At 67.9% G+C, this 23305-nt stretch carries 23 protein-coding genes; 20 read left to right on the top strand and 3 right to left on the bottom strand.

Annotated elements, in window-relative coordinates; genetic code table 11:
- Window positions 1-13 precede the first annotated feature (13 nt).
- Complete coding sequence (locus tag ACWGO6_RS02420) at window positions 14-1060, bottom strand: YihY/virulence factor BrkB family protein (protein ID WP_452325747.1); 1047 nt, start codon at window positions 1058-1060, stop codon at window positions 14-16.
- Window positions 1061-1208: 148 nt separating this feature from the next.
- Between ACWGO6_RS02420 and lysA the strand changes: the two genes are divergently transcribed.
- The 6 genes from lysA to ACWGO6_RS02390 all read left to right on the top strand — a co-directional run bounded on the left by lysA (window position 1209) and on the right by ACWGO6_RS02390 (window position 8577).
- Complete coding sequence (gene lysA, locus ACWGO6_RS02415; protein ID WP_136043232.1) at window positions 1209-2627, top strand: diaminopimelate decarboxylase; 1419 nt, start codon at window positions 1209-1211, stop codon at window positions 2625-2627.
- Between the two features lie 21 nt (window positions 2628-2648).
- Window positions 2649-3953, top strand: coding sequence for a homoserine dehydrogenase (locus ACWGO6_RS02410; RefSeq protein WP_136043233.1), 1305 nt, complete (start codon window positions 2649-2651; stop codon window positions 3951-3953).
- A gap of 2 nt (window positions 3954-3955) precedes the next feature.
- Window positions 3956-4918 (top strand): homoserine kinase, encoded by a 963-nt coding sequence (gene thrB / locus ACWGO6_RS02405; protein ID WP_136043234.1) that lies wholly within the window; start codon window positions 3956-3958, stop codon window positions 4916-4918.
- Between the two features lie 164 nt (window positions 4919-5082).
- Window positions 5083-7050 (top strand): transcription termination factor Rho, encoded by a 1968-nt coding sequence (rho, locus tag ACWGO6_RS02400; RefSeq protein ID WP_136043235.1) that lies wholly within the window; start codon window positions 5083-5085, stop codon window positions 7048-7050.
- Window positions 7051-7061: 11 nt separating this feature from the next.
- Window positions 7062-8141 (top strand): peptide chain release factor 1, encoded by a 1080-nt coding sequence (prfA, locus tag ACWGO6_RS02395; RefSeq protein WP_136043236.1) that lies wholly within the window; start codon window positions 7062-7064, stop codon window positions 8139-8141.
- 28 nt (window positions 8142-8169) lie between these two features.
- Window positions 8170-8577: a hypothetical protein gene (locus ACWGO6_RS02390; RefSeq protein ID WP_452325746.1), complete on the top strand. Its 408-nt coding sequence runs from the start codon at window positions 8170-8172 to the stop codon at window positions 8575-8577.
- A gap of 21 nt (window positions 8578-8598) precedes the next feature.
- Here ACWGO6_RS02390 and epsC read toward each other — a convergent pair whose 3' ends face one another.
- Both epsC and cysK read right to left on the bottom strand, forming a co-directional pair.
- Entirely contained in the window at window positions 8599-9168 is a 570-nt protein-coding gene (gene epsC, locus ACWGO6_RS02385; RefSeq protein ID WP_136043237.1) for a serine O-acetyltransferase EpsC, read from the bottom strand.
- Window positions 9169-9176: 8 nt separating this feature from the next.
- Window positions 9177-10115: a cysteine synthase A gene (gene cysK, locus ACWGO6_RS02380; protein ID WP_136043238.1), complete on the bottom strand. Its 939-nt coding sequence runs from the start codon at window positions 10113-10115 to the stop codon at window positions 9177-9179.
- A gap of 100 nt (window positions 10116-10215) precedes the next feature.
- Between cysK and prmC the strand changes: the two genes are divergently transcribed.
- The 14 genes from prmC to ACWGO6_RS02310 all read left to right on the top strand — a co-directional run bounded on the left by prmC (window position 10216) and on the right by ACWGO6_RS02310 (window position 23302).
- Window positions 10216-11076: a peptide chain release factor N(5)-glutamine methyltransferase gene (gene prmC, locus ACWGO6_RS02375; protein ID WP_136043239.1), complete on the top strand. Its 861-nt coding sequence runs from the start codon at window positions 10216-10218 to the stop codon at window positions 11074-11076.
- Between the two features lie 52 nt (window positions 11077-11128).
- On the top strand, window positions 11129-11860 hold the full coding sequence (locus tag ACWGO6_RS02370) for an L-threonylcarbamoyladenylate synthase (protein ID WP_136043240.1): 732 nt from the start codon (window positions 11129-11131) through the stop codon (window positions 11858-11860).
- Window positions 11857-13560: an MraY family glycosyltransferase gene (locus tag ACWGO6_RS02365; protein WP_452325745.1), complete on the top strand. Its 1704-nt coding sequence runs from the start codon at window positions 11857-11859 to the stop codon at window positions 13558-13560. Before ACWGO6_RS02370 ends, ACWGO6_RS02365 begins: the two co-directional genes overlap by 4 nt.
- Window positions 13561-13820: 260 nt before the next feature.
- Window positions 13821-14489: a F0F1 ATP synthase subunit A gene (gene atpB / locus ACWGO6_RS02360; RefSeq protein WP_376105004.1), complete on the top strand. Its 669-nt coding sequence runs from the start codon at window positions 13821-13823 to the stop codon at window positions 14487-14489.
- A gap of 43 nt (window positions 14490-14532) precedes the next feature.
- Window positions 14533-14769, top strand: a complete 237-nt coding sequence (atpE, locus tag ACWGO6_RS02355; RefSeq protein ID WP_017830994.1) for an ATP synthase F0 subunit C — start codon at window positions 14533-14535, stop codon at window positions 14767-14769.
- Between the two features lie 27 nt (window positions 14770-14796).
- Complete coding sequence (locus ACWGO6_RS02350) at window positions 14797-15351, top strand: F0F1 ATP synthase subunit B (RefSeq protein WP_136043244.1); 555 nt, start codon at window positions 14797-14799, stop codon at window positions 15349-15351.
- The gene (locus tag ACWGO6_RS02345; protein ID WP_136043245.1) at window positions 15351-16142 is read left to right on the top strand and encodes a F0F1 ATP synthase subunit delta; all 792 of its coding nucleotides are present in this window, start codon (window positions 15351-15353) and stop codon (window positions 16140-16142) included. The genes ACWGO6_RS02350 and ACWGO6_RS02345 overlap by 1 nt, the downstream gene beginning before the upstream one ends.
- 47 nt (window positions 16143-16189) lie before the next feature.
- Window positions 16190-17830 (top strand): F0F1 ATP synthase subunit alpha, encoded by a 1641-nt coding sequence (gene atpA, locus ACWGO6_RS02340; protein WP_136043246.1) that lies wholly within the window; start codon window positions 16190-16192, stop codon window positions 17828-17830.
- 19 nt (window positions 17831-17849) lie between these two features.
- Window positions 17850-18746: a F0F1 ATP synthase subunit gamma gene (locus tag ACWGO6_RS02335; protein ID WP_452325744.1), complete on the top strand. Its 897-nt coding sequence runs from the start codon at window positions 17850-17852 to the stop codon at window positions 18744-18746.
- 21 nt (window positions 18747-18767) lie between these two features.
- A complete protein-coding gene (atpD, locus tag ACWGO6_RS02330) occupies window positions 18768-20222 on the top strand; it encodes a F0F1 ATP synthase subunit beta (protein WP_017830989.1) in 1455 nt (484 codons plus the stop codon).
- 2 nt (window positions 20223-20224) lie between these two features.
- Window positions 20225-20485 carry a F0F1 ATP synthase subunit epsilon gene (locus ACWGO6_RS02325; RefSeq protein WP_136043248.1) on the top strand — a complete coding sequence of 87 codons (261 nt, stop codon included), beginning with the start codon at window positions 20225-20227 and terminating at the stop codon, window positions 20483-20485.
- A 77-nt stretch (window positions 20486-20562) separates the two neighbouring features.
- Entirely contained in the window at window positions 20563-21309 is a 747-nt protein-coding gene (locus ACWGO6_RS02320; RefSeq protein ID WP_452325743.1) for a YaaA family protein, read from the top strand.
- A 113-nt stretch (window positions 21310-21422) separates the two neighbouring features.
- On the top strand, window positions 21423-22229 hold the full coding sequence (locus ACWGO6_RS02315; protein ID WP_452325742.1) for a large exoprotein: 807 nt from the start codon (window positions 21423-21425) through the stop codon (window positions 22227-22229).
- An 89-nt stretch (window positions 22230-22318) separates the two neighbouring features.
- A complete protein-coding gene (locus ACWGO6_RS02310; RefSeq protein ID WP_452325741.1) occupies window positions 22319-23302 on the top strand; it encodes an aldo/keto reductase in 984 nt (327 codons plus the stop codon).
- The last annotated feature ends 3 nt before the right edge of the window (window positions 23303-23305 follow it).

The raw sequence follows: 23305 nt of genomic DNA, 5'->3' as shown, positions 1-23305 counted from the left end.
AGGCGCGATGCGGCTACGCGGACTTCTCGGCGGACGCCGCCTCCTGTGCGGCGCGCAGCTCCGCGGTGGCGACCTTGACGTCGACCTCGGCGCGTTGCAGACGCCGCTGGACGAAGGTCGTCGCCGCGAAGCGGGCGTGCACCCGATCGGACTTCTCCTCCTCGGCTGTCACGATGTAGGCGCACGCGAACAGCATCACCTGCGCCGAGAAGTTCAACCAGATCAGCAGCGCGAGCAGCGAAGCGAAGGAGGCGAGAAGCGGGTTGCTCGTCGCTCCGCCCACGAACAGTCCGGACAGCTCCTGCAGGATCAGCAGGCCCAGTGCACCCAGCAGTGCTCCCGGCCAGAGCGAACGTGCCGACGGCCGCACCCCGGAGAGCAGGAGGAAGACCCCGATGATGATCGCCGTGTCGAGGGCGAAGACGACGACGAGGGAGAGCAGGCGCACGGTCCAGGCCACGACCGGTGCGTCGGCGGGCAGGCCCAGCAGATCCGCGATCCAGGAGACGCCCAGCTGCCCGGCGAAGGTGACGGCGGCGGAGAGCACGAACGCCAGGCCGATGCCGATGGCCAGCGCGAGGTTGCGGAGGATCACCCAGATCCACAGGATGTCGGCCTGCACCGTGCCCGCGAGCACTCGCACGGCCGTGCGGAGCGATCCGATGGCGCCGAGTGCGGCGCCGACGAGAGCGACGAGCGAGATGATCCCTGCGAGCGACAAGGACGCCGGCGCCTGGAGGTCCGTCGTCTTGATCACGCCGTCCTCGCCGATGAGCCCGGGCACGGCCGACTGCACGGCGTCGATGATCGCCTGCCACGCCACCGGGTTCCCGGCGAGCCACAGAGCCGCGATCGAGAAGCCCAGCAGCACCCCCGCGAACACGCTGAAGAGGGCGCGGTAGGTGACGCTGTCGGCGAGCATCGGCCCGCGGCGCTCGGTGTACAGCAGCGCGGCGCGCACCGGCCGGCGCGCGAGTGCCCACGCGATGATCGGTCCGGTGATGCGCGGGATCAGTCCCGGACGCGCGGGGGAGTCCTTCGTCGTTTCAGTGTTCGCCACGCCCCCACCCTAGGAGGCTGAGACAGGCTGTTGCAGGGGCTTGACGCGGCGCGTCACCATGATCAGGGACACGCGGTCGGTGCCCTAGAATCGGGTCAACCTCGATGTGCGCGACCCCGCCCGAGATCCTTCCCACGATTGGTGATCAGTGCTTCTCCCTGCCGATTCGCTCGCTCCGGAATGGCTCGCTGTGCCCGATGACGCCAACGACCTCGCCGACGGCGTCTGGCCGGCGTCCGCGACCCGTGATGGCGACGGTGTGCTCGACATCGCCGGTGTCAGCGCCACCGCCCTCGCCCGCACCTACGGCACGCCGCTGCTCGTGCTCGATGAAGAAGAGGTACGCGGGCGAGCCCGGCGGTTCCGGCTCGCGTTCGATCGCGCCGCCGCCGACAACGGCACCACGGCTCAGGTGTACTACGCGGGCAAGGCGTTCCTGTGCACGACGGTCGCGCGCTGGGTGGTCGACGAAGGTCTGCGCGTCGACGTCTGCACGGGGGGAGAGCTGGCCGTCGCCCTCGCGGCCGGTGTGGCACCCGGGTCGCTGGGCTTCCACGGCAACAACAAGTCCGTCGCCGAGCTCGAGCGTGCCGTGGAGGTGGGCGTCGGGACGATCATCGTCGACAGTGCCATCGAGATCGAACGGCTCGCGGCGATCACCGCTCGCACCGGCGCGACGCAGCGGGTGCTGGTCCGCGTCATCAGCGGCGTGCACGCCGAGACCCACGACTTCCTCGCCACGGCTCATGAGGACCAGAAGTTCGGGTTCCCGCTCCCGGAGGCCGAGACCGCCGTCGCCCGCATCCGCGAGATCCCGGGTCTGGTCTTCGCCGGACTGCACTGCCACATCGGTTCGCAGATCTTCGGCGTCGCCGGCTTCCGCGAGTCCGCATCCCGCGTGCTCGACCTGCACGCCACCCTGCTCGAAGGCGGTCCGGTGCCGCAGCTCAACCTCGGCGGTGGCTTCGGTATCGCCTACACGCGCGTGGACGACCCGACTCCGATCGAAGGACTCGCCGACGCGATCGTCACCTCGGTCGCGGAGGGCTGCGCTGCACGCGGCATCCCCGTTCCCGCCCTGTCGTTCGAGCCGGGTCGTGCCATCGTCGGCACCGCGGGCGTCACCATCTACGAGGTCGGCACCACCAAGGACGTGACCGTGGCGACGGGCGCCGTGCGCCGATACGTGAGCGTCGACGGCGGCATGAGCGACAACGCGCGCCCCGCGCTGTACGGCGCCCAGTACTCGGCGCGCCTCGCCTCGCGCATCGGGTCCGGTGAGCCTCGACTCAGCCGGGTCGTCGGCAAGCACTGCGAATCCGGCGACATCGTGGTCGACCACGAATACCTGCCCGAAGATCTGGTGCCCGGCGACCTGCTCGCCGTGCCGACCACCGGTGCCTACTGCGTGCCGTTGGCGAGCAACTACAACCATGTACCGCGTCCGCCCGTGGTCGCCGTGCGCGATGGACGATCGACGGTCATCGTCCGAGGCGAGACCGTCGACGACGTGCTCGCCCGTGACGCGGGCATCGACGGGGCGAACGCCCCCGAGGGAGAACAATGACCCACCTCCGAAGGAGCAACCATGACTGAATACCGACGACTTCGTGTGGCACTGCTGGGTGCCGGAGCGGTCGGGTCGCAGGTCGCGGCGCTCCTGCTGCGCCACGGCGACGAACTGGCCGACCGTGCCGGTGCGGAACTGGAGCTCGCCGGCATCGCGGTGCGCGACGTGGATGCGCCGCGTGACGTCGATCTCCCCAAGGAGCTCTTCACCACCGACGCGGAGTCGCTGATCCTGGGCGCCGACATCGTGATCGAGCTGATCGGCGGCATCGAGCCCGCCCGCACCAGCATCCTGCAGGCGATCGGCTCAGGTGCCGACGTCGTCACGGCCAACAAGGCGCTGCTCGCCACGCACGGCCCTGAGCTGTTCGAGGCCGCCGATCGCGTGGGCGCATCCGTCTACTACGAAGCCGCGGCCGCCGGTGCGATCCCGATCATCCGGCCACTGCGCGACTCGCTCGCCGGCGACCGGGTCGTGCGCATCATGGGCATCGTGAACGGCACGACGAACTACATCCTGGACCGGATGGACTCCGAGGGCGCCGACTTCGCCGACGTGCTCGCCGATGCGCAGCGTCTGGGATACGCCGAGGCCGACCCGACCGCCGACGTGGAGGGCTACGACGCCGCGCAGAAGGCCGCCATCCTCGCGAGCCTCGCATTCCACACGGCCGTGCCGCTCGAAGCCGTCTACCGCGAGGGCATCACCTCGATCACGCCGTCCATGATCGAGGAGGCTCGCGCTGCGGGTTTCGTCATCAAGCTGCTCGCGGTGTGCGAGCGCATCGAGGCCAACGGCGCCGAGTCGATCTCGGTGCGCGTCTACCCGGCACTCGTGCCGAACTCGCACCCCCTCGCATCCGTGCACGGCGCCAACAACGCCGTCTTCGTCGAGGCGGAGGCCGCCGGATCCCTGATGTTCTACGGCGCGGGAGCAGGTGGCGTCCAGACCGCCTCGGCCGTGCTGGGTGACGTCGTCTCCGCCGCTCGCCGTCACATCGCCGGGGGCGTCGGAGTGGGAGAGTCGACCAGGGCCAACCTTCCGGTCGTTCCGATCGGACACGTCACCACCCGCTACCAGATCACGCTCGAGGTCGCGGATGCGCCGGGCGTGCTCGCCACGGTCGCCGGAATCCTCAGCGACGGCGGAGTCTCCGTCGCGACGGTCGTGCAGACCGTCGAGGGCGAAGACGAGCCGACCGCCCGTCTGATCATCGGCACGCACCGCGCGACCGAGCAGGCGCTCAGTGCCACCGTCGACGCTCTCGCCGACAGCACGGTCGTCGCCCGGGTCGTCTCGGTGCTCCGGGTGGAAGGCGAGTGACGATGGCGTCAGCCCTCGCCCCCGTCGAGGGCAATCCGGTGGAAGACCGCACCGTCGAGGTTCGGGTGCCGGCCACGAGCGCGAACCTCGGCCCCGGCTTCGACACGCTCGGCCTGGCGCTCAGCATCTACGACACCCTGCAGGTCACGGCGCTGCCGGCCGGTCAGCTCGAGATCGAGGTGACCGGCTCGGGTGCGGCCGAGATTCCGCGCGATGAGTCGAACCTCATCGTCCGCACGATCGCGTACGTCTTCGCCGATGCGGGTCGCCCCGCCCCGGGTCTGCGCATCATCGCGGAGAACGGCGTCCCGCATGGCCGCGGACTGGGCTCATCGGGTGCCGCCGTCGCCGCCGGAGTTCTCGCCGCGAAGGGACTGCTCGCCGGCGACGTCGAGATCGGCGACGCCGACCTCCTTCGTCTCGCCACCGAGCTGGAGGGCCACCCCGACAACGTGGCTCCGGCGCTTTTCGGCGGGCTGACGATCGCCTGGATGGGGGAGCGCGGGCCCCAGCATAAGAAGCTGCTCGTGCACCGCGGCGTCTCGCCCCTCGTGCTCGTCCCCGCGTACACGATGTCGACCTCGCAGGCGCGTTCGCTGCAGCCTCCGCACGTCTCGACTGCGGATGCGGTGTTCAACGTCTCGCGCTCCGCGCTGCTGATCGCGGCCCTGATGCAGAGTCCGGAACTGCTCCTCGACGCGACCGCCGACCGCCTCCATCAGGACTATCGCGCCGAGGCGATGCCCGAGACGCAGCGGCTCGTGCAGGCGCTGCGCAAGGCGGGCTTCGCAGCCGTCGTCTCCGGTGCCGGTCCCAGTGTGCTCGTGCTGGCCGACGGGCCGGGCAGCCGCCAGGACGCGGTGGAGCTGGCTGATCGAGTCACCGACACCCCGTGGGAGGCGCTCCTGCTCGCAGTCGACGTGCGTGGTGGTACAGTGGGGACTCGAGCGGAGGGCTCCACGTAACTACGTGAATCTGGCCCCATTGCAACTCTTGCAAGACCCGCACGCAAATCCCTGTGGCACAAGTGCCGAGGCTGGCTGGCGCCGAGCGTCAGCCCGTGCGATCGCGCGCAGCACCCGTTGTGTGCGTTCAACGCTCATTCCCCATGACATATAAGGGAGTACTCGTGGAGAACCTCTCCGAGACCCAGAACGACCAGTCCGCTTCGGTGTCCGAAGCCCCCGCGACCGAGGCTGCACCGGCGCGCAAGCGCGCACCGCGTCGTGCCAGCACCGCCACGGCGGCGGCGAAGGCCGAGAAGGCCGAGGCGGCGAAGGCCGAGAAGGCGGAAGCCGCGCCGAAGGCAGAGTCCGAGCCGAAGACCGCATCGGCGCCCGCTGAGGCATCGGCGGAGCCCGCGGAGGCCGCGCCCAAGGCGAAGGCACCGCGTCGCAGCCGTGCGAAGAAGGCGGATGCCGAGGCGCCGACCGCGGAAGCCGCTCCGGCAGAGGCACCCGCCGCAGATGCCGCTCCGGCAGAAGCTCCGGCGGAGTCGGCGCCCAAGTCGACCGGCCGCGGACGCCGTGGCGCCCAGAAGACGGCAGCCCCCGAGGCCGAAGCCGCAGATGCGGCCCCCGCGGCGGATGCCGCTTCTGAGACAGCTCCCGCCGAGCCGGCCCAGAACGGCAACGCTCGGGGCCGCAACGCGCAGAACAACAACGCGCAGAACAACAACGCGCAGAACAATAACGCGCAGAACAACGACAACGACGACGACTCCGAGGGCGGCGAGGAGCAGGGCGGCCGTGGTCGCAACCGCAACCGCAGCCGCAACCGTGGCCGTGGCCAGAACGGTGCCGCGCAGGAGCAGCAGGCTCAGCCCGCCGACGATGACCAGTCCGGTGGCAACAACCGCAACCGTCAGCGCAACAAGCGTCGCAGCGGTGTCCCGACCGACGAGTTCGACACCGAGATCGGCGAGGACGACGTCCTCATCCCGATCGCCGGCATCCTCGACGTCCTCGACAACTACGCCTTCGTGCGTACCACCGGCTACCTCGCCGGTCCCAGCGACGTGTACGTCTCGCTCGGCCAGGTGAAGAAGTACAACCTCCGCAAGGGTGACGCCGTCGTCGGCTCGATCAAGCAGCCTCGCGAGGGCGAGCAGCAGGGCCGCCAGAAGTACAACGCGCTGGTCAAGGTCGACTCGATCAACGGCCTGTCGGTGGACGACGCGGCAACCCGCGTGGAGTTCGGCAAGCTCACCCCGCTGTACCCGCAGGAGCGTCTGCGCCTGGAGACGGCCCCCGAGAAGCTGACCCAGCGCATCATCGACCTGGTCGCCCCGGTCGGCAAGGGCCAGCGCGGCCTCATCGTCGCACCGCCCAAGGCCGGCAAGACGATCGTCCTGCAGCAGATCGCGAACGCGATCGCGCAGAACAACCCCGAGGTCCACCTCATGGTCGTGCTCGTCGACGAGCGCCCCGAAGAGGTCACCGACATGGAGCGCTCGGTCAAGGGCGAGGTCATCGCCTCGACGTTCGACCGTCCCGCCGAAGACCACACCACGGTCGCCGAGCTCGCCATCGAGCGTGCGAAGCGCCTGGTCGAGCTCGGTCGCGACGTCGTCGTGCTGCTCGACTCGATCACCCGCCTCGGCCGCGCGTACAACCTGGCTGCCCCGGCGTCCGGTCGCGTGCTCACCGGTGGCGTCGACGCGTCGGCGCTGTACCCGCCCAAGCGGTTCTTCGGTGCGGCGCGCAACATCGAGAACGGCGGATCCCTCACGATCCTCGCCACGGCGCTGGTGGAGACCGGCTCCAAGATGGACGAGGTCATCTTCGAGGAGTTCAAGGGCACCGGCAACAGCGAGCTGCGCCTGTCCCGCGCCCTCGCCGACAAGCGCATCTTCCCGGCGGTCGACGTGAACGCGTCGAGCACCCGTCGCGAAGAGATGCTGCTCTCGGCCGACGAGGTCAAGATCACGTGGAAGCTGCGTCGCGCTCTCGCGGGCCTGGACCAGCAGCAGGCTCTCGAGGTCGTCCTCGGCAAGCTCAAGGAGACCAACTCGAACGTCGAGTTCCTCGTGCAGATGCAGAAGTCGATCCCGACGCTTCCCTCGGGTGCGCACGGGCACGACAACAACATCCGCTGAGCGGCTGAGCCGTGTTCGAGTCCGTCCAGACTCTGATCGACGAGCATCGCCGGGTGCAGGAGGAGCTCTCCGACCCGGCGGTGCACGCCGACGCCGCCCGCGCGAAGCGCGTCAACCGCCGCTACGCCGAGCTGTCCCGCATCGTCGCCGCGTACGAGGCTTGGATCGCCGCGACCGATGATCTGGAGACCGCGCGCGAGTTCGCGCGGGAGGACGAGTCGATCGCGGCCGAGATCCCGGCGATGGAAGAGGAGCTGCAGACCGCACAGGAACGGCTGCGGCGTCTGCTCATCCCGCGCGATCCGGACGATGCTCGCGACGTGATCATGGAGATCAAGGCGGGGGAGGGCGGTGCGGAATCCGCGCTGTTCGCCGCCGACCTGCTGCGCATGTACATCCAGTACGCGGCGTCCAAGGGCTGGAAGACCGAGCTGCTCGAGCGGAACGAGTCCGACCTCGGCGGCTACAAGGATGTTCAGGTCGCCATCAAGGGATCGTCCTCCGACCCCGCCCAGGGCGTGTGGGCGCATCTGAAGTACGAGGGCGGCGTGCACCGCGTGCAGCGCGTTCCGGCGACCGAGTCGCAGGGGCGCATCCACACGTCGACCACCGGCGTGCTGGTCTTCCCCGAGGTCGACGAGCCCGAAGAGATCCACATCGACCAGAACGACCTCAAGATCGACGTGTTCCGCTCCTCCGGTCCCGGCGGTCAGTCCGTGAACACGACCGACTCCGCGGTGCGCATCACCCACGTGCCGACCGGCATCGTCGTGTCGATGCAGAACGAGAAGTCCCAGCTGCAGAACCGTGAGGCCGGCATGCGCGTGCTGCGCGCCCGTCTGCTCGCGCGCCAGCAGGAGGAGCTGGATGCCGCGGCTTCCGATGCCCGTCGGTCGCAGATCCGCGGCATGGACCGTTCGGAGCGCATCCGCACCTACAACTTCCCCGAGAACCGCATCGCGGATCACCGCACCGGCTTCAAGGCGTACAACCTCGATCAGGTCATGGACGGAGCGCTCGACCCGTTGATCGAGAGCGCGATCACGGCGGACGAGGAAGCGCGGCTCGCCGCGGTCGGCTCCGACTCCTGACGCGCCACGCGAACGCTATGATCGGGCCGTGATCACACTTCTGTTCCGCGGTCTGATGTATGTCGTGTCGGCCGGTCTCGGCCTGATCGCCGCCGACCTCGCCCTCGACGGTTTCCAGATCGAGTGGGACAAGTGGTGGGGCTTCGTCGTCTGCATCCTGATCTTCGCGATCCTGCAGAGCGTGCTCGCGCCGTGGGTGGGCAAGATGGCCACGCGATATGCCCCCGTGCTCATGGGCGGCATCGGCATCTTCTCGACGCTGATCTCGCTCATCATCGTGGTGCTGCTGCCCATCGGCGGACTGCGCATCACCGACCTCACCGGCTGGCTTCTCGGCTCGGTGATCGTCTGGCTCATCACCGCGCTCGGCAGCGTGCTGCCTCCTCTGATCTTCCTGCGCAAGAAGGTCGAGGCGGTCAAGACCAAGCGGCGCTGAGCCCCTCGGTCTCGCCGACGCTCAGATCGCGTAGTCCGGCGCGGTGAGCAGCGCTCTGGTGTCCTCGCCGGTGTGGCGCTGACGCGGCTTCGCGGGAACCCCGACGAGGATGCTGTCGGCCGGTGCATCGCGGGTGACGACGGCATTCGCTCCGACGACGGAGTGAGCGCCGATGGTCACGGGGCCCAGGATCTTCGCGCCGGCACCGACCGCGACCCCGTCGCCGAGTGTCGGGTGGCGTTTGCCGGAGGTGCGCGTCCGTCCGCCCAGAGTCACACCGTGGTAGAGCATCACATCGTCGCCGATCACGCTGGTCTCGCCGATCACCACTCCCATCCCGTGATCGATGAAGAACCGGCGACCGATCCGCGCGCCGGGATGGATCTCGATCCCGGTCAGCCAGCGCGACAACTGCGAGCCCGCGCGCGCGAGCAACCGCAGCCGGCGTCGCCAGAGCGCGTGCGACACGCGGTGCGCCCAGATGGCGTGGAGCCCCGGATACAGCAGAGCGACCTCGGCACTGCTGCGCGCGGCGGGGTCACGAAGGCGAGCCGCCGCGACGTCCTCGCGCATCCGCCCGATCATGCCCATCGAAACCCTCAGTCTTCGCGCAGGTCCTCGAACAGCGCGGTGGAGAGGTAGCGCTCACCGGTGTCCGGGATCACGACGACGATCGTCTTTCCGTCGTTCTCCGGGCGAGCGGCCACCTTGAGCGCCGCCGCGACAGCCGCGCCGGAGGACATGCCGACGAGCAGACCCTCCTTGGCGGCGAGGTCGCGGGCGACCCGCAGCGACTCGTCGAACTCGGCGGTCATGATCTCGTCGAGCACATCGCGGTCGAGCACGTCGGGGACGAAGTTCGGGCCGATGCCCTGGATCTTGTGCGGGCCGGGGTGGCCCTCGGTGAGCACGGGCGAGTCCTTGGGCTCGACGGCGATGACCTGCACCCCGGGCTTCGCGGCCTTGAGGGCCTGTCCGGTTCCGGTCACCGTTCCGCCGGTGCCGACACCCGCGATGAAGATGTCGACCGCGCCATCGGTGTCGCGGAGGATCTCCTGCGCCGTGGTCTCGCGGTGGATCTGGGGGTTGGCCGCGTTCTCGAACTGGCGGATCCAGATCGCGCCGGGCGTCTCCGAGACGATGCGCTTGGTCTCCTCGATAGCGCCGCTCATGCCCTTGGTGGGATCGGTGAGCACGATCTCCGCGCCGAACGCCTTGAGCAGCACTCGACGCTCCTTCGACATGGAGGCCGGCATCGTCAGGATGACCCGGTAGCCGCGGGCGGCGCCGACCATGGCGAGAGCGATGCCGGTGTTGCCGCTCGTCGACTCCACGATCGTGCCGCCGGGCTTCAGCTCGCCCGACGACTCCGCGGCGTTGATCATGGCGATGCCGATGCGGTCCTTCACGCTCGATGCCGGGTTGTAGTACTCGAGCTTGGCGAGCACAGTGGCCCCGAGGCCCTCGGTCACGCGGTTCAGACGCACGAGCGGCGTGTTGCCGAACGCGGTCGTGATGTCGGAGTGGATGCCGGGCATGAGGAGCCTTCCTGTGCGGGGGTCGCTGCCGGTCCAGCCTAGGGGAGGGGCCTTGTCGCAGCGGCATTGTGACAGCTCAGCGCGCTCTACGCTGGAAGCCATGTCCGACACCTCTCTTGCGGCGCTCGTCCGTGCCGCCGCTCAGCGCCTGGCCGACGTCGGCGTCCCGGATCCTCTGGTCGACGCGGAGCTGCTCGCCGGGCATGTGCTGGGTCGGCGACGCGGCGAGGTGCAGGCCGCGATCATCCGCGGAGACGATATCGACGACGAGTCGGCGGGTGCCCTGGAAGCCCTGGTGACGCGCCGTGCCGCGCGCGAACCCTTGCAGCACATCACCGGCACGGCCCCGTTCCGTCATCTCGAGCTGGCTGTCGGACCCGGTGTCTTCGTGCCGCGGCCGGAGACCGAGACGGTGGTGCAGTACGCGATCGATGCACTGCTCAACTCCGCGGACCCCGCACCGATCGGCGTCGACCTCGGCACCGGCAGCGGTGCGATCGCCCTCGCGATGGCGACGGAGGTTCCGCACGCCCGCGTCTTCGCCGCCGAGCTCTCCGAGGATGCGCACGCATGGGCGAGCCGGAACGTCGCCGGCGTCGACAATCTGACGCTCGTGCTGTCCGACCTGGGGGAGGCCTTCCCCGAGCTCGACGGCACGGCATCGGTCGTCATCTCGAATCCGCCGTACGTGCCGGACGCCGCGATTCCGCGCGATCCGGAGGTGCGGCTCTTCGACCCGGCGATGGCGCTGTATGGCGGAGAGGACGGCCTCGACATCGTGCGCGTGCTCAGCTCCCGGGCGCTCGCGCTCCTGCATCCCGGAGGCCTGCTCGTGATCGAGCACGGCGAACTGCAGGGCGAATCGATCAGGGACATCCTCGCCGCGGACGGGTGGCGCGCGCCGGCGACGCATCGCGATCTCACCCTGCGGGATCGCACCACCACCGCACTCCGGCCCTGATCAGCCGGCTCGGAGCATCTGCAGCACTCGCGCAACGTAGAATCGAACCGTCATGTCAACCATCTTCGACTGCCGCGATGACTCGCAGCTGCTCGCCGGCATGCGCCATGCGCGCCAGGCGATCGGCCGTGGCGAACTCATCGTGATGCCCACAGACACCGTGTACGGCGTCGCCGCCGACGCCTTCTCCCCGGCCGCCGTCCAGCGGTTGCTCGACGCGAAAGGGCGGGGTCGCGATCAGCCGCCGCCCGTCCTGATCGGGACGAAGGAGACGCTCGCGGCTCTCGCCGAATCGGTCCCGGAGCCGGTCGAACGCCTCGTCGACGCGTTCTGGCCCGGCGGTCTCACGATCGTGCTCCCCGCGCAGCCCTCGCTGGTGTGGGACCTCGGTGAGACACTCGGCACCGTCGCGGTGCGGATGCCGGAGGGACGTGTGGCCCTCGAGCTGCTGGCCGAGACCGGTCCGCTCGCCGTTTCCAGCGCCAATCTCACGGGCCAGCCCGCGGCGATCTCGGCGTCGGACGCGGAGGAGATGCTGGGCGACAGCGTCGCCGTGTACCTCGCCGACGGTCTGAGCAAGGACGGCATCGCCTCCACCATCGTCGACGCGACGTCTCTGGTCCGTCGTGGAACGGATGCCGAACCCGGCACCGTCCGCATCCTCCGAGACGGAGCGGTCACGCGGGAGCAGCTGCAGGAGGTGCTCGGCGATCTGCTCGAACCCGAGGAGCCGCAGGACGCGGAGCACGTGCATGCGGAGGAGCCGCAGGACGCGGATTCGTGAAGCAGTATCTCGCCACGGTCCTCCTCACGGCAGCGATCACCTTCGCGCTGACCTGGGCGGTCTGGCGACTCAGCCTCCGATTCAAGCTTTACCCCGGCATCCGAGAGCGCGACGTGCATACGACGCCGACGCCGCGCCTCGGCGGAGTCGCGATCTTCCTCGGCATCGCCGCCGCCTTCGGATTCTCGGCCGTCAACCCCTTCTTCCAGAGCATCTGGATCCCTCCGCAGACGATGTGGTCGATCCTGGGCGCCTCGCTCCTGATCGCGATCATCGGCGTGGTCGACGATCTCTGGGACATCGACTGGATGATCAAGCTCGGCGCGCAGTTCCTGGCCGCGGGACTCATCACCGTCGGAGGCGGACTGCAGATCCTCTCGCTGCCGTTCGGCGACCTCATCGTGGTCTCCAGCTGGCTGAGCATCACGATCACGATGTTCGCGATCGTGATCGTGATGAACGCGGTGAACTTCATCGACGGACTCGACGGACTCGTCGCCGGGGTGTGCCTCATCTCTAACGGCATATTCTTCGCGTACTCCTACATCTTCACGCGTGACTCCGGCGCCTCGAGCTACTTCAACCTCTCCACGTTCCTCGCCGCAGTCCTGATCGGCGCCTGCCTCGGCTTCCTGCCGCTGAACTGGAGCCCGGCGAAGCTGTTCATGGGGGATTCGGGCGCTCTGGTGATCGGTCTGCTGATGGCGACATCGGCGATCGCGATCACCGGGCAGATGGATCCGTCCGCTCTCGATCCCGAGCGCCTCGGTCGCTCGCAGCTGATCGGTGCCTTCCTGCCGATCCTCCTGCCGCTGCTGGTCGTGCTGCTGCCGCTGCTCGACTTCGGTCTGGCTGTGCTGCGACGCATGAGCGCCGGTCGCTCGCCGTTCTCGCCCGATCGCAAGCACCTCCATCACCGGATGCTGGACCTCGGCCACCGCGACCGCGACGCGGTCCTCATCTTCTATGCATGGACGGCCGTCATCTCACTCGCCGTCCTGCTGATGTACGTCGGTGCGCGGGAGGACTGGCCCGGCCAGTACCTTCCCGGCGTCGGCTTCGGCGTCGTGGGCATCGCCGCGTGCCTCGTCGTCACCCTGAGCCCCACCCGCCGCAGGAAGAGCGCAGGCGGCCGCCGAAACCGACCCGACACCCGTGGAGTCCTGATGAGCCCGAGCCCCGTTTCCAGCACGCCGATCCTGCGTCGCACCCTCATCTGGTCGGCTGTCGCGACCGCCGTGCTGGCCGTCGTCGCCGGCGGTGTCGGCTACGCCGTCGCCGGGGGAGAGGGGCTCATCAGCGGGCTGTTGGGCGTGCTGCTCGCAGCCGTGTTCCTGGCGATCACCGGCATCAGCATCCTCATCGCGAACCGCTGGTACGGGGACCCGATCTACGTGCAGCTGTTCTTCGCGATCGTCCTCGGGGGCTGGCTGCTCAAGCTCGGACTGTTCGTCGTCGCGATGATCCTGCTCGCCGGCCAGCCCTGGCTGGAGCCGATGGTGTTCTTCCTCTCGATCGTGGCCGGCGTCCTGATGTCGCTCGCCATCGATGTGATCGTGCTCACCCGTATGCGGCTGCCCAACGTGAGCGACACCACGCTGCCGACAGAGGTGCCCGAAGATCGTGCGCCCGGAAACGCGAATCGCGTCGACGAGGGACCGGTCGACGAGGGACCGGTCGACGGGGGCCTGCGGTCTTAGGGGACCCTCAGATTCTGATACTGTTGAACCGTGCCCGCCGCTCGCCCGCGAGCGCTTGCGCTGATTGCACACCGACCATCGTCGCCCCGGTTTAGACCGGTGCCCCGAAGCTGGAGCCCGCGCTGTTTAATCTTGCTGCGACCCTGACCCCCCGACTTGCCTCCGACGGCGAGTTCCACGGCCCTTCGATCGACGATTTCTTCCCGGAGATCCTCTTCTACGTAGGCCCGATCCCCGTCAACCGGATCCACCTGGTCCAGTTGCTCGCGGTGATCGCCGTGGTGCTGATCCTCTGGCTCGGCACCCGACGCATGAAGGTCGTACCCGGACGCTTCCAGAGCCTGGTGGAGATGGGGCTCGGCTTCGTCCGCACCAACGTCGCCCACGACATGCTCGGGCGCAAGGACGGCGATCGCTTCCTGCCGATCCTCACCACGATCTTCTTCATGGTGCTGTTCATGAACATCACGGGAATCATCCCGTTCCTGAACATGCCGGGAACCGCGATCGTCGCGGTGCCGCTGACGCTCGCCGTGGTCAGCTACGTGACCTTCATCTACGCGGGTATCAAGCGCCACGGACTCAAGTTCTTCAAGAACTCCCTGTTCCCTCAGGGCGTGCCGGTCGCCGCGATGCCGATCGTCGCGATCATCGAGCTCATCTCGACGTTCATCCTGCGCCCCGTCACGCTGACGCTGCGTCTTCTCATGAACCTCGTCGTGGGGCACATGATCCTGGTGCTCGCGTTCTCCGCGACCCAGTTCTTCTTCTTCACCGCAGGCGGCGGCTGGGCCGCGCTCGGTGTCGGAACCCTCGCCTTCGGCGGCGCCTTCACGATCTTCGAGATCCTGGTCGCCGTCCTCCAGGCATACGTCTTCACCGTCCTCACCGCGGTCTACATCCAGCTCGCGGTCGCAGAAGAGCACTGAGCGGGCAGGCATCAGCCTTCCCACCCAACGAAAGGAAAAACCCGTGGACGCTACTACGGTTCTCGCTGAAATCAACGGTCACCTCGGAGCGGTCGGCTACGGCCTCGCTGCCATCGGCCCGGCCATCGGCGTCGGCATCGTCGTCGGCAAGACCATCGAGGGTGTCGCCCGTCAGCCCGAGCTGGCCGGCCGTCTCCAGGTCCTCATGTGGATCGGTATCGCCTTCACCGAGGCGCTTGCGTTCGTCGGCATCGCCGTCGCATTCATCCCCTTCCCGTAATCCTCACCGACTTCTGAAGGAGACAGGATGCTGAACGCTCTTGTCACGAACCTCGCAGCAGAGGGTGAGCCGAACAACCCGCTCATCCCTGCGTGGTACGACATCATCTGGTCGGGCCTCTGGTTCATCGTCATCCTCGTCGTGGTCTGGAAGGTCGCCCTTCCTCGACTGACGAAGATGCTCGACGAGCGGTCCGCCGCCATCGAGGGCAACATCGCCAAGGCTGACGAGGCGCAGAAGCAGGCGGAGGCGGCACTCGAGGAGTACACGCGTCAGCTCGCTGAGGCGCGTACCGAGGCCGGCGAGATCCGTGAGGCCGCCCGCGAGGACGGCAAGAAGATCGTCGCCGAGGCGAAGGACGCCGCGACCACTGAGGCCGCACGCATCACCGCCACCGCGCACACGCAGATCGAGGCCGAGCGTCAGACCGCTCTCGTCTCGCTGCGCAGCGAGGTCGGAACGCTCGCGATCGACCTCGCCGGCGGCGTCGTCGGCGAGACGCTCTCCGACGATGCACGTGCGACGGCTGTCGTCGACCGCTTCCTCGCCGACCTCGAGGCATCCGAGAAGGCGGCTCAGTAATGGGCAGCGCGACCACTCAGGCACTCGCGGCATCCATCCAGACGCTTGCCGCAGCGAAGGGCGTCACTCTCGACACCGCACGGGAGCTTCTCGCTGCCGCACGTGCCGTGAGCGAATCGTCTCAGCTGAGCGGCGCGCTTGCTGACCCCTCTGCTCCCGCCGCGGCACGACAGAACGTCGTCGCCGCGGTGTTCGGCGGGTTCTCTGCAGACGCTCAGAGCGTTCTGAAGACGGTCGTGGCGGAGCGCTGGTCCAACGCGGGTGAGCTCGTCGACGGTGTCGAGGAGCTCGCGATCCGCGCTGCAGCGATCGCCGAGCCGGATGCGGACATCGAGGGGGAGCTGTTCAGTTTCTCCCGCGTGGTCGCCGCCAACCCGGAGCTCGAACTCGCCCTGGGCGGACGTCTCGGCGGAGAAGACGCCAAGGGAGTGCTCGTCGAGCGCCTCCTGGCCGACGGCTCGACGAGCGCTGCTTCGACGCTGATCATCACGTCGCTCGTGCGTCAGCCGCGCGAACGACGCGTTCGTCGCCTGCTCAACCGCGCGATGAGCATCGTCTCGAGCCAGCGCGGTCGTGTGGTCGCCACGGTGCACACCGCCGCCCCGCTGACCGACGCGCAGCGCGCCCGCCTCAGCGACTCGCTGTCGCGACGCTACGACGGTCAGGTGTCCCTCAACGTCGTCATCGACCCTGCCGTGGTCGGAGGTCTGCGAGTGCAGATCGCCGACGACGTCATCGACGGCAGCATCTCCGCACGACTCGCAGACCTTCGCCAGAAGCTCGCGGGCTAACACGACTTCGCGCGGGGAACCGCGCACCCAGATACAAAGGGAAGACAATGGCAGAACTATCGATCAGCCCCGACGTCATCCGTGACGCGCTGAAGGACTTCGCCGCAGCATACGAGCCCTCCGGGGCCGGGGCGACCGAGGTCGGCACCGTCATCGACGCCGCAGACGGCATCGCGCACGTCGAGGGACTTCCCGGCGTCATGGCGAACGAGCTCGTCATCTTCGCCGACGGCACCAAGGGCCTCGCACAGAGCCTGAACGAGCACGAGATCGGTGTCGTCGTCCTCGGCGAGTTCACCGGCGTCGAGGCCGGTCAGGAAGTCACCCGCACGGGTGAGGTCCTCTCCGTCCCGGTCGGCGACGGCTACCTCGGCCGCGTGGTCGACCCGCTCGGCAACCCGATCGACGGCCTCGGTGCCATCGAGACCGAGAGCGTCCGCGCCCTCGAGCTGCAGGCGCCGGGCGTCATGCAGCGCAAGTCGGTGCACGAGCCGATGCAGACCGGCATCAAGGCCATCGACGCGATGATCCCCGTCGGCCGCGGCCAGCGTCAGCTGATCATCGGTGACCGCCAGACCGGTAAGACGGCCATCGCGATCGACACGATCATCAACCAGAAGGCCAACTGGGAGTCGGGCGACGTCAACAAGCAGGTCCGCTGCATCTACGTCGCCATCGGCCAGAAGGGCTCGACCATCGCTTCGGTGAAGGGCGCGCTCGAAGAGGCCGGCGCTCTGGAGTACACCACGATCGTGGCTGCTCCCGCCTCCGACCCCGCCGGTTTCAAGTACCTGGCTCCCTACACCGGCTCCGCCATCGGGCAGCACTGGATGTACGGCGGCAAGCACGTCCTCATCATCTTCGATGACCTGTCCAAGCAGGCCGAGGCCTACCGTGCCGTGTCCCTCCTCCTCCGCCGCCCGCCGGGCCGCGAGGCTTACCCGGGTGACGTCTTCTACCTGCACTCTCGTCTGCTCGAGCGTTGCGCGAAGCTGTCCGACGAGCTCGGCGCCGGTTCCATGACGGGTCTCCCGATCATCGAGACCAAGGCGAACGACGTCTCGGCGTACATCCCGACCAACGTGATCTCGATCACCGACGGCCAGATCTTCCTCCAGTCCGACCTCTTCAACGCCAACCAGCGTCCGGCGGTCGACGTGGGTATCTCGGTCTCGCGAGTCGGCGGCGACGCGCAGGTCAAGTCGATCAAGAAGGTCTCCGGAACGTTGAAGCTGGAGCTCGCGCAGTACCGCTCCCTCGAGGCGTTCGCCATGTTCGCGTCCGACCTCGATGCGGCTTCGCGTCGTCAGCTCTCCCGCGGTGCGCGTCTGACTGAGCTGCTCAAGCAGCCGCAGTACTCGCCGTACCCCGTCGAGGAGCAGGTCGTCTCGATCTGGGCCGGTACCAACGGCAAGCTCGACACGATCGAGGTCGAGGATGTCCTGCGCTTCGAGCGCGAGCTCCTGGACTACCTGCGTCGCAACACCAAGGTTCTCGAGACGCTCCGCGACACCAACGTCCTCGATGACGCCACGGTCGAAGAGCTCGGGAAGCAGACGGATGCCTTCATCCTGGAGTTCCAGGGCGGCAAGGGTCACGCCATCGGCGCCCCGGGCCACGAGGAGCACGCTGCAGCCGAGGCGGAGGACGTCAACCAGGAGAAGATCGTCAAGGGTCGTCGCGCGTAACCGCGTGAGGTACTGACATATGGGCGCTCAACTCAGGGTCTACAAGCAGAAGATCTCCTCTGCTCAGACGACCAAGAAGATCACGAAGGCGATGGAACTCATCGCGGCTTCGCGCATCCAGAAGGCGATGGCACGCGTCAAGGCGTCCACCCCCTTCGCGCGTGCCGTGACGAGGGCCGTGGCGGCCGTCGCGACGCACTCGAACGTGGATCACCCGCTGACCCGCGAGTCCGAGAACATCACCCGCTCCGCGGTCGTGATCTTCTCCTCGGACCGCGGTCTCGCCGGAGCCTTCAACTCGCAGATCCTCCGTGAGGGTCTCGAGGTGGCCGAGCTCCTGCGCGAACAGGGCAAGGAGCCGGTCTTCTACCTCATCGGTCGCAAGGCTGTCGGATACTTCCAGTTCCGACGTCTTCCGGCCGCTGCGGAGTGGACCGGAGACACCGACACCCCGTCGTTCCACACCGCTGAGGAGATCTCCGCGACTCTGCTCGAAGCGTTCTCCCGTGGGGGAGAGGGCGGCGGCGTCGATGAGATCCACCTCGTGTACAACCGTTTCGTCAGCATGATGACGCAGTCGCCGGAGAACGTGCGGCTGCTTCCGCTGGAGATCACGGAAGCCGATGAGTCGGAAGCCGGTAGCACCGTCTACCCGCTGTACGAGTTCGAGCCGGACGCCGAGACCGTTCTCGATGCGATCCTGCCGGTGTACATCCAGAGCCGTGTCTTCAACGCACTCCTGCAGTCCTCTGCCGCGAAGCAGGCGGCGACGCAGAAGGCGATGAAGTCGGCCAGCGACAACGCCGACAAGCTCATCACCGACTACACCCGTCTGCGCAACAACGCGCGCCAGGCGGAGATCACGCAGCAGATCGCGGAGATCGTCGGCGGCGCCGACGCACTCTCGAGCAAATAGACCATCAGGAAAGAGACGAAAATGACCCTCACCGCTCCGGCTGACCAGCCGGCGACCGCGGTCGTCGGGCGCGTCGCACGCGTCAACGGTCCGGTTGTCGACATCGAGTTCCCGCACGACTCGATCCCCGACATCTACAACGCGCTGAAGACCACGATCGCGATGGGCGAAGAGTCCACCGAGATCACGCTCGAGGTCGCACAGCACCTCGGCGACGACCTCGTCCGCGCCATCGCCCTGAACCCGACCGACGGCATCGTCCGTGGCCAGGAAGTCCGCGACACCGGCGAGGCCATCTCGGTCCCCGTCGGCGACGTGACCAAGGGCAAGGTGTTCAACGTCATCGGCGAGGTGCTCAACCTCGAGCCCGGCGAGACCATCGAGGTCACCGAGCGCTGGCCGATCCACCGCAAGGCGCCGAACTTCGACCAGCTCGAGTCCAAGACTCAGATGTTCGAGACCGGCATCAAGTCGATCGACCTCCTCACCCCGTATGTGCTGGGTGGAAAGATCGGTCTGTTCGGTGGCGCCGGTGTCGGCAAGACCGTCCTCATCCAGGAGATGATCCAGCGCGTCGCGCAGGACCACGGTGGTGTGTCGGTGTTCGCCGGTGTCGGTGAGCGCACCCGTGAGGGTAACGACCTCATCCACGAGATGGAAGAGGCGGGCGTCTTCGACAAGACCGCCCTCGTGTTCGGCCAGATGGACGAGCCGCCGGGAACGCGTCTGCGCGTCGCCCTGTCGGCTCTGACGATGGCGGAGTACTTCCGTGACGTGCAGAAGCAGGACGTGCTGCTCTTCATCGACAACATCTTCCGCTTCACGCAGGCCGGTTCCGAGGTCTCCACGCTGCTGGGCCGCATGCCCTCCGCCGTGGGTTACCAGCCGAACCTCGCCGACGAGATGGGTGTGCTCCAGGAGCGCATCACCTCGACGCGTGGACACTCGATCACCTCGCTGCAGGCGATCTACGTGCCGGCCGATGACTACACCGACCCGGCTCCGGCGACCACGTTCGCCCACCTCGACGCGACGACCGAGCTCTCTCGTGAGATCGCCTCGAAGGGTCTGTACCCGGCCATCGACCCGCTGACCTCGACGTCGCGCATCATGGACCCCCGCTACTTGGGCGAGGACCACTACCGCGTCGCCACGACGGTCAAGCAGATCCTCCAGAAGAACAAGGAGCTGCAGGAGATCATCGCCATCCTCGGTGTCGACGAGCTCTCCGAGGAAGACAAGATCGTCGTGTCGCGTGCACGTCGCATCCAGCAGTTCCTCTCGCAGAACACCTACATGGCGAAGAAGTTCACCGGTGTCGAGGGTTCGACCGTCCCGCTCAAGGAGACCATCGAGTCGTTCGACGCGATCACCCGCGGTGACTTCGACCACGTGGCCGAGCAGGCCTTCTTCAACGTCGGTGGCATCTCCGACGTCGAAGAGCAGTGGGCGAAGATCCAGAAGGAGAACGGCTGACCATGGCTTTGAATGTCAGCCTCGTCTCCGCGGATGCGGAGGTCTGGACGGGAGAGGCGAGCCTCGTGGTCGCCAAGACCGTCGAGGGTGAGATCGGCTTCATGACCGGCCACGAGCCGGTGCTGGCGATCCTCGCTGAGGGCCAGGTCCGCATCACGCAGTCGGATGGCACCAAAGTGCTGGCCAATGCCCAGGACGGGTTCCTCTCCATGGAGGGGAACACCCTGACGATCGTTGCCGGCAACGCGGCTCTCATCGCCTAGCAGTACTCGTTTCGACACGTCCGCCTCGGTACCCGTTCGGGTCCCGGGGCGGACGCGTCTGCTTCCACCGAGGTTCCATGAAGATCCTGCTTCCGCCGTCGGAGACGAAACGTGAGGGCGGCCACGACGCCCCGCTCGACGTCACCTCTCTCGCGCTGCCATCGCTGAGCGCGCATCGATCCGCGGTGCTGGACGCTCTCGTCGGTCTTGCGGCCGACGAGGAGGCGTCGCGCCGCGTGCTCAAGCTCAGCGAACGCCAGAAGGGCGAGATCGCGCACAACCGCGATCTGCGGACGGCGCCCACGATGCCGGCGGTCGATCGCTACACGGGCGTGCTCTTCGATGCCCTGGATGCGGCCAGCCTCTCCGCGGCATCGCGCCGGTGGTTGGGGGAGCACGTCTGGATCCACAGCGCGCCTCTCGGGCCCATCGGTGCTCTGGACGCGGTGCCGACCTATCGGCTTGCCGCGGGGACGTCCCTTCCGGGTGTCCCGGCGTTGCGCAAGCACTGGGCGCACCCCACTTCAGCGGCGATCGCGGAGGCGTCACCCTCGTTCGTGCTCGATCTGCGCAGCGAGGCGTACGTGGCGCTGGGTCCTGTTCCGGACACGGTGTCCTCCGCGTATGTGAGGGTCGTGACCGAGCATGGGCGGGCGCTGAACCACTTCAACAAGAAGTCCAAAGGGCTGCTCGTGCGTGCTCTCGCGGAGGAACGGCCGCGCGTCGGATCGCTCCGTTCCCTTCGCCGCTGGGCGGACGGCCACGGCATCGTGCTGCGTGACGCCCAGCAAGCGGGAGTCCTGGAGCTGGTCGTCCACGAGTGACGGCACAAGTCCGCGCATGAACGGACGCGCGTAGGTCTTTGCTCGCCTGTGGTGTCCCCGCTATGGTTGTCACGCGGCGCGACCTGCGCCGAATATTGGATCCGGAGGGGACCATGTACGACTATTACGACACAGGCTCGTTGGCCGTTTTCGGCATCCTGATCGTCTTCGGCTTCATCTTCGCGATCGCGGGATACGTTCTCTCGTCGCTGTTCCTGATGAAGATCTTCGAGAAGGCCGGGGTCGAAGGCAAGTGGCGGGCGTGGGTTCCCGTGTACAACGCCATGATCCTTGCGAAGCTCGGCGACGTGTCGCCGTGGGTGATGCTCGGCGCCATCGTGATCAACGTCATCCCGATCCTCAACTACATCTCCTGGATCGCCTACGTCGCTGTCATCGTGATCGTCGCGTGGCGTGTGGGTCTCAAGCTGCAGAAGGATGCCGTCTGGATCCTCCTCGGGCTGATCCCCGGCATCGGTGCGCTGATCTGGCTCGGCATCAACGCTTTCGACAAGTCGCGCTGGAACCCGAACATCGTCCCCGCACCGTGGGCGAACAACGGATTCCTCGGCGACAACACGGTCTGGCAGGGCATCCCGGTCCAGCCCCGGCCTGCCGCCGCCGCTCCCGGTTACGGCGCGCCGCAGGGCTATGCGCCTCCGGCGCCGCAGGGCTACGCACCGCCCGCCCAGCCCGGCTACGCGCCGCCCGCACAGCCCGGTTACGCACCGCCGGCGGGTCCCGCTGCTCCGGCCACGGGCGCTCCGGTTCCGCCGGTTCCGCCGACCACTCCGCCGGCACCGCCGGCAGCTCCGCCGACCGCTCCGCCTGCACCGCCCACGGCACCGCCCGCGGCTCCGCCCGCTGCCCCGCCGGCTCCGCCGGCACCGCCGAGCGATCCCACTCAGCCTCCGGCGTGATCTTCTGACACAGAGCCCTCGATTTCGATCGGGGGCTCTGTGCTGTTCTGGCTGGTCGTCGCTCCGACGTGCCCGCTAACGTGGAGGACATGGTCTTGTCTCAGCGCCGAGTGGGCGCGTCCGGTCTTCTGGTGTCATCCACCGGCCTCGGCTGCAACAACTTCGGGCGAGCGGGGACGGTGACAGAGACCCTCTCCGGAACCCGCGAGGTGATCGATGCGGCACTCGCCAACGGCATCACGTTCTTCGACACCGCCGACATGTACGGCGCGGTGGCCGGCGCGAGCGAGACTCTGATGGGCAAGGCTCTCGAGGGGCGACGCGACCGCGTTGTGCTCGCCACGAAGTTCGGCCAGGAACGCGACATGGGCTACGAGTTCCCGGCGGCGCGTGGCTCTCGCCGCTACGTCCGGCGGGCGGTCGAGGAGTCGCTTCGGCGGCTCCGCACCGACTGGATCGACCTCTACCAGCTGCATCTGCCAGACCCGGAGACGCCGATCGCCGAGACGACAGATGCGCTCGACGAGCTCGTGCGCGAAGGCAAGATCCGCTACTACGGGCACTCGAACTTCACCGGATGGCAGATCGCCGAGGCGGAGTTCACATCCCGCGCGCGATCCTCGGGCAGGTTCATCTCCGCACAGAACCATTATTCGCTGCTCGCGCGCGCGGCCGAACGCGAAGTGTTGCCCGCCGTGGAGAGGTATGAACTGGGCTTCTTCCCGTACTTCCCGTTGCACAACGGACTCCTCACGGGCAAGTTCACGCGCGAGGGCGGGCCGGCGTCCAGCCGGATCATGTCCGCTCGTCGCCATGTCTGGGAGAACGCGCCATGGGAGGCCATCGACGCCTTCCGCGGCTTCTGCGACGAGCGTGGCATCACGATGTTGGAGGCGTCGTTCGGCTGGCTTCTCGCCCGGCCGGCCGTCTCCAGCGTGATCGCCGGCGCGACGACGCCGGAGCAGGTCGAAGCGAACGCCGCGGCGGGTGATTCGTGGCGTCCGAGCGCCGCAGACGAGAAGATCATCGACGAACTGTTCCCTCTGCCGGCCGACCCGGGCGCCCGAGTGTGATCG

It is taken from the genome of Microbacterium sp. NPDC055665 (assembly GCF_053618035.1).
The sequence above is the reverse complement of the archived record's forward strand: the minus strand, read 5'-3'. Positions and strand labels throughout refer to the sequence as shown.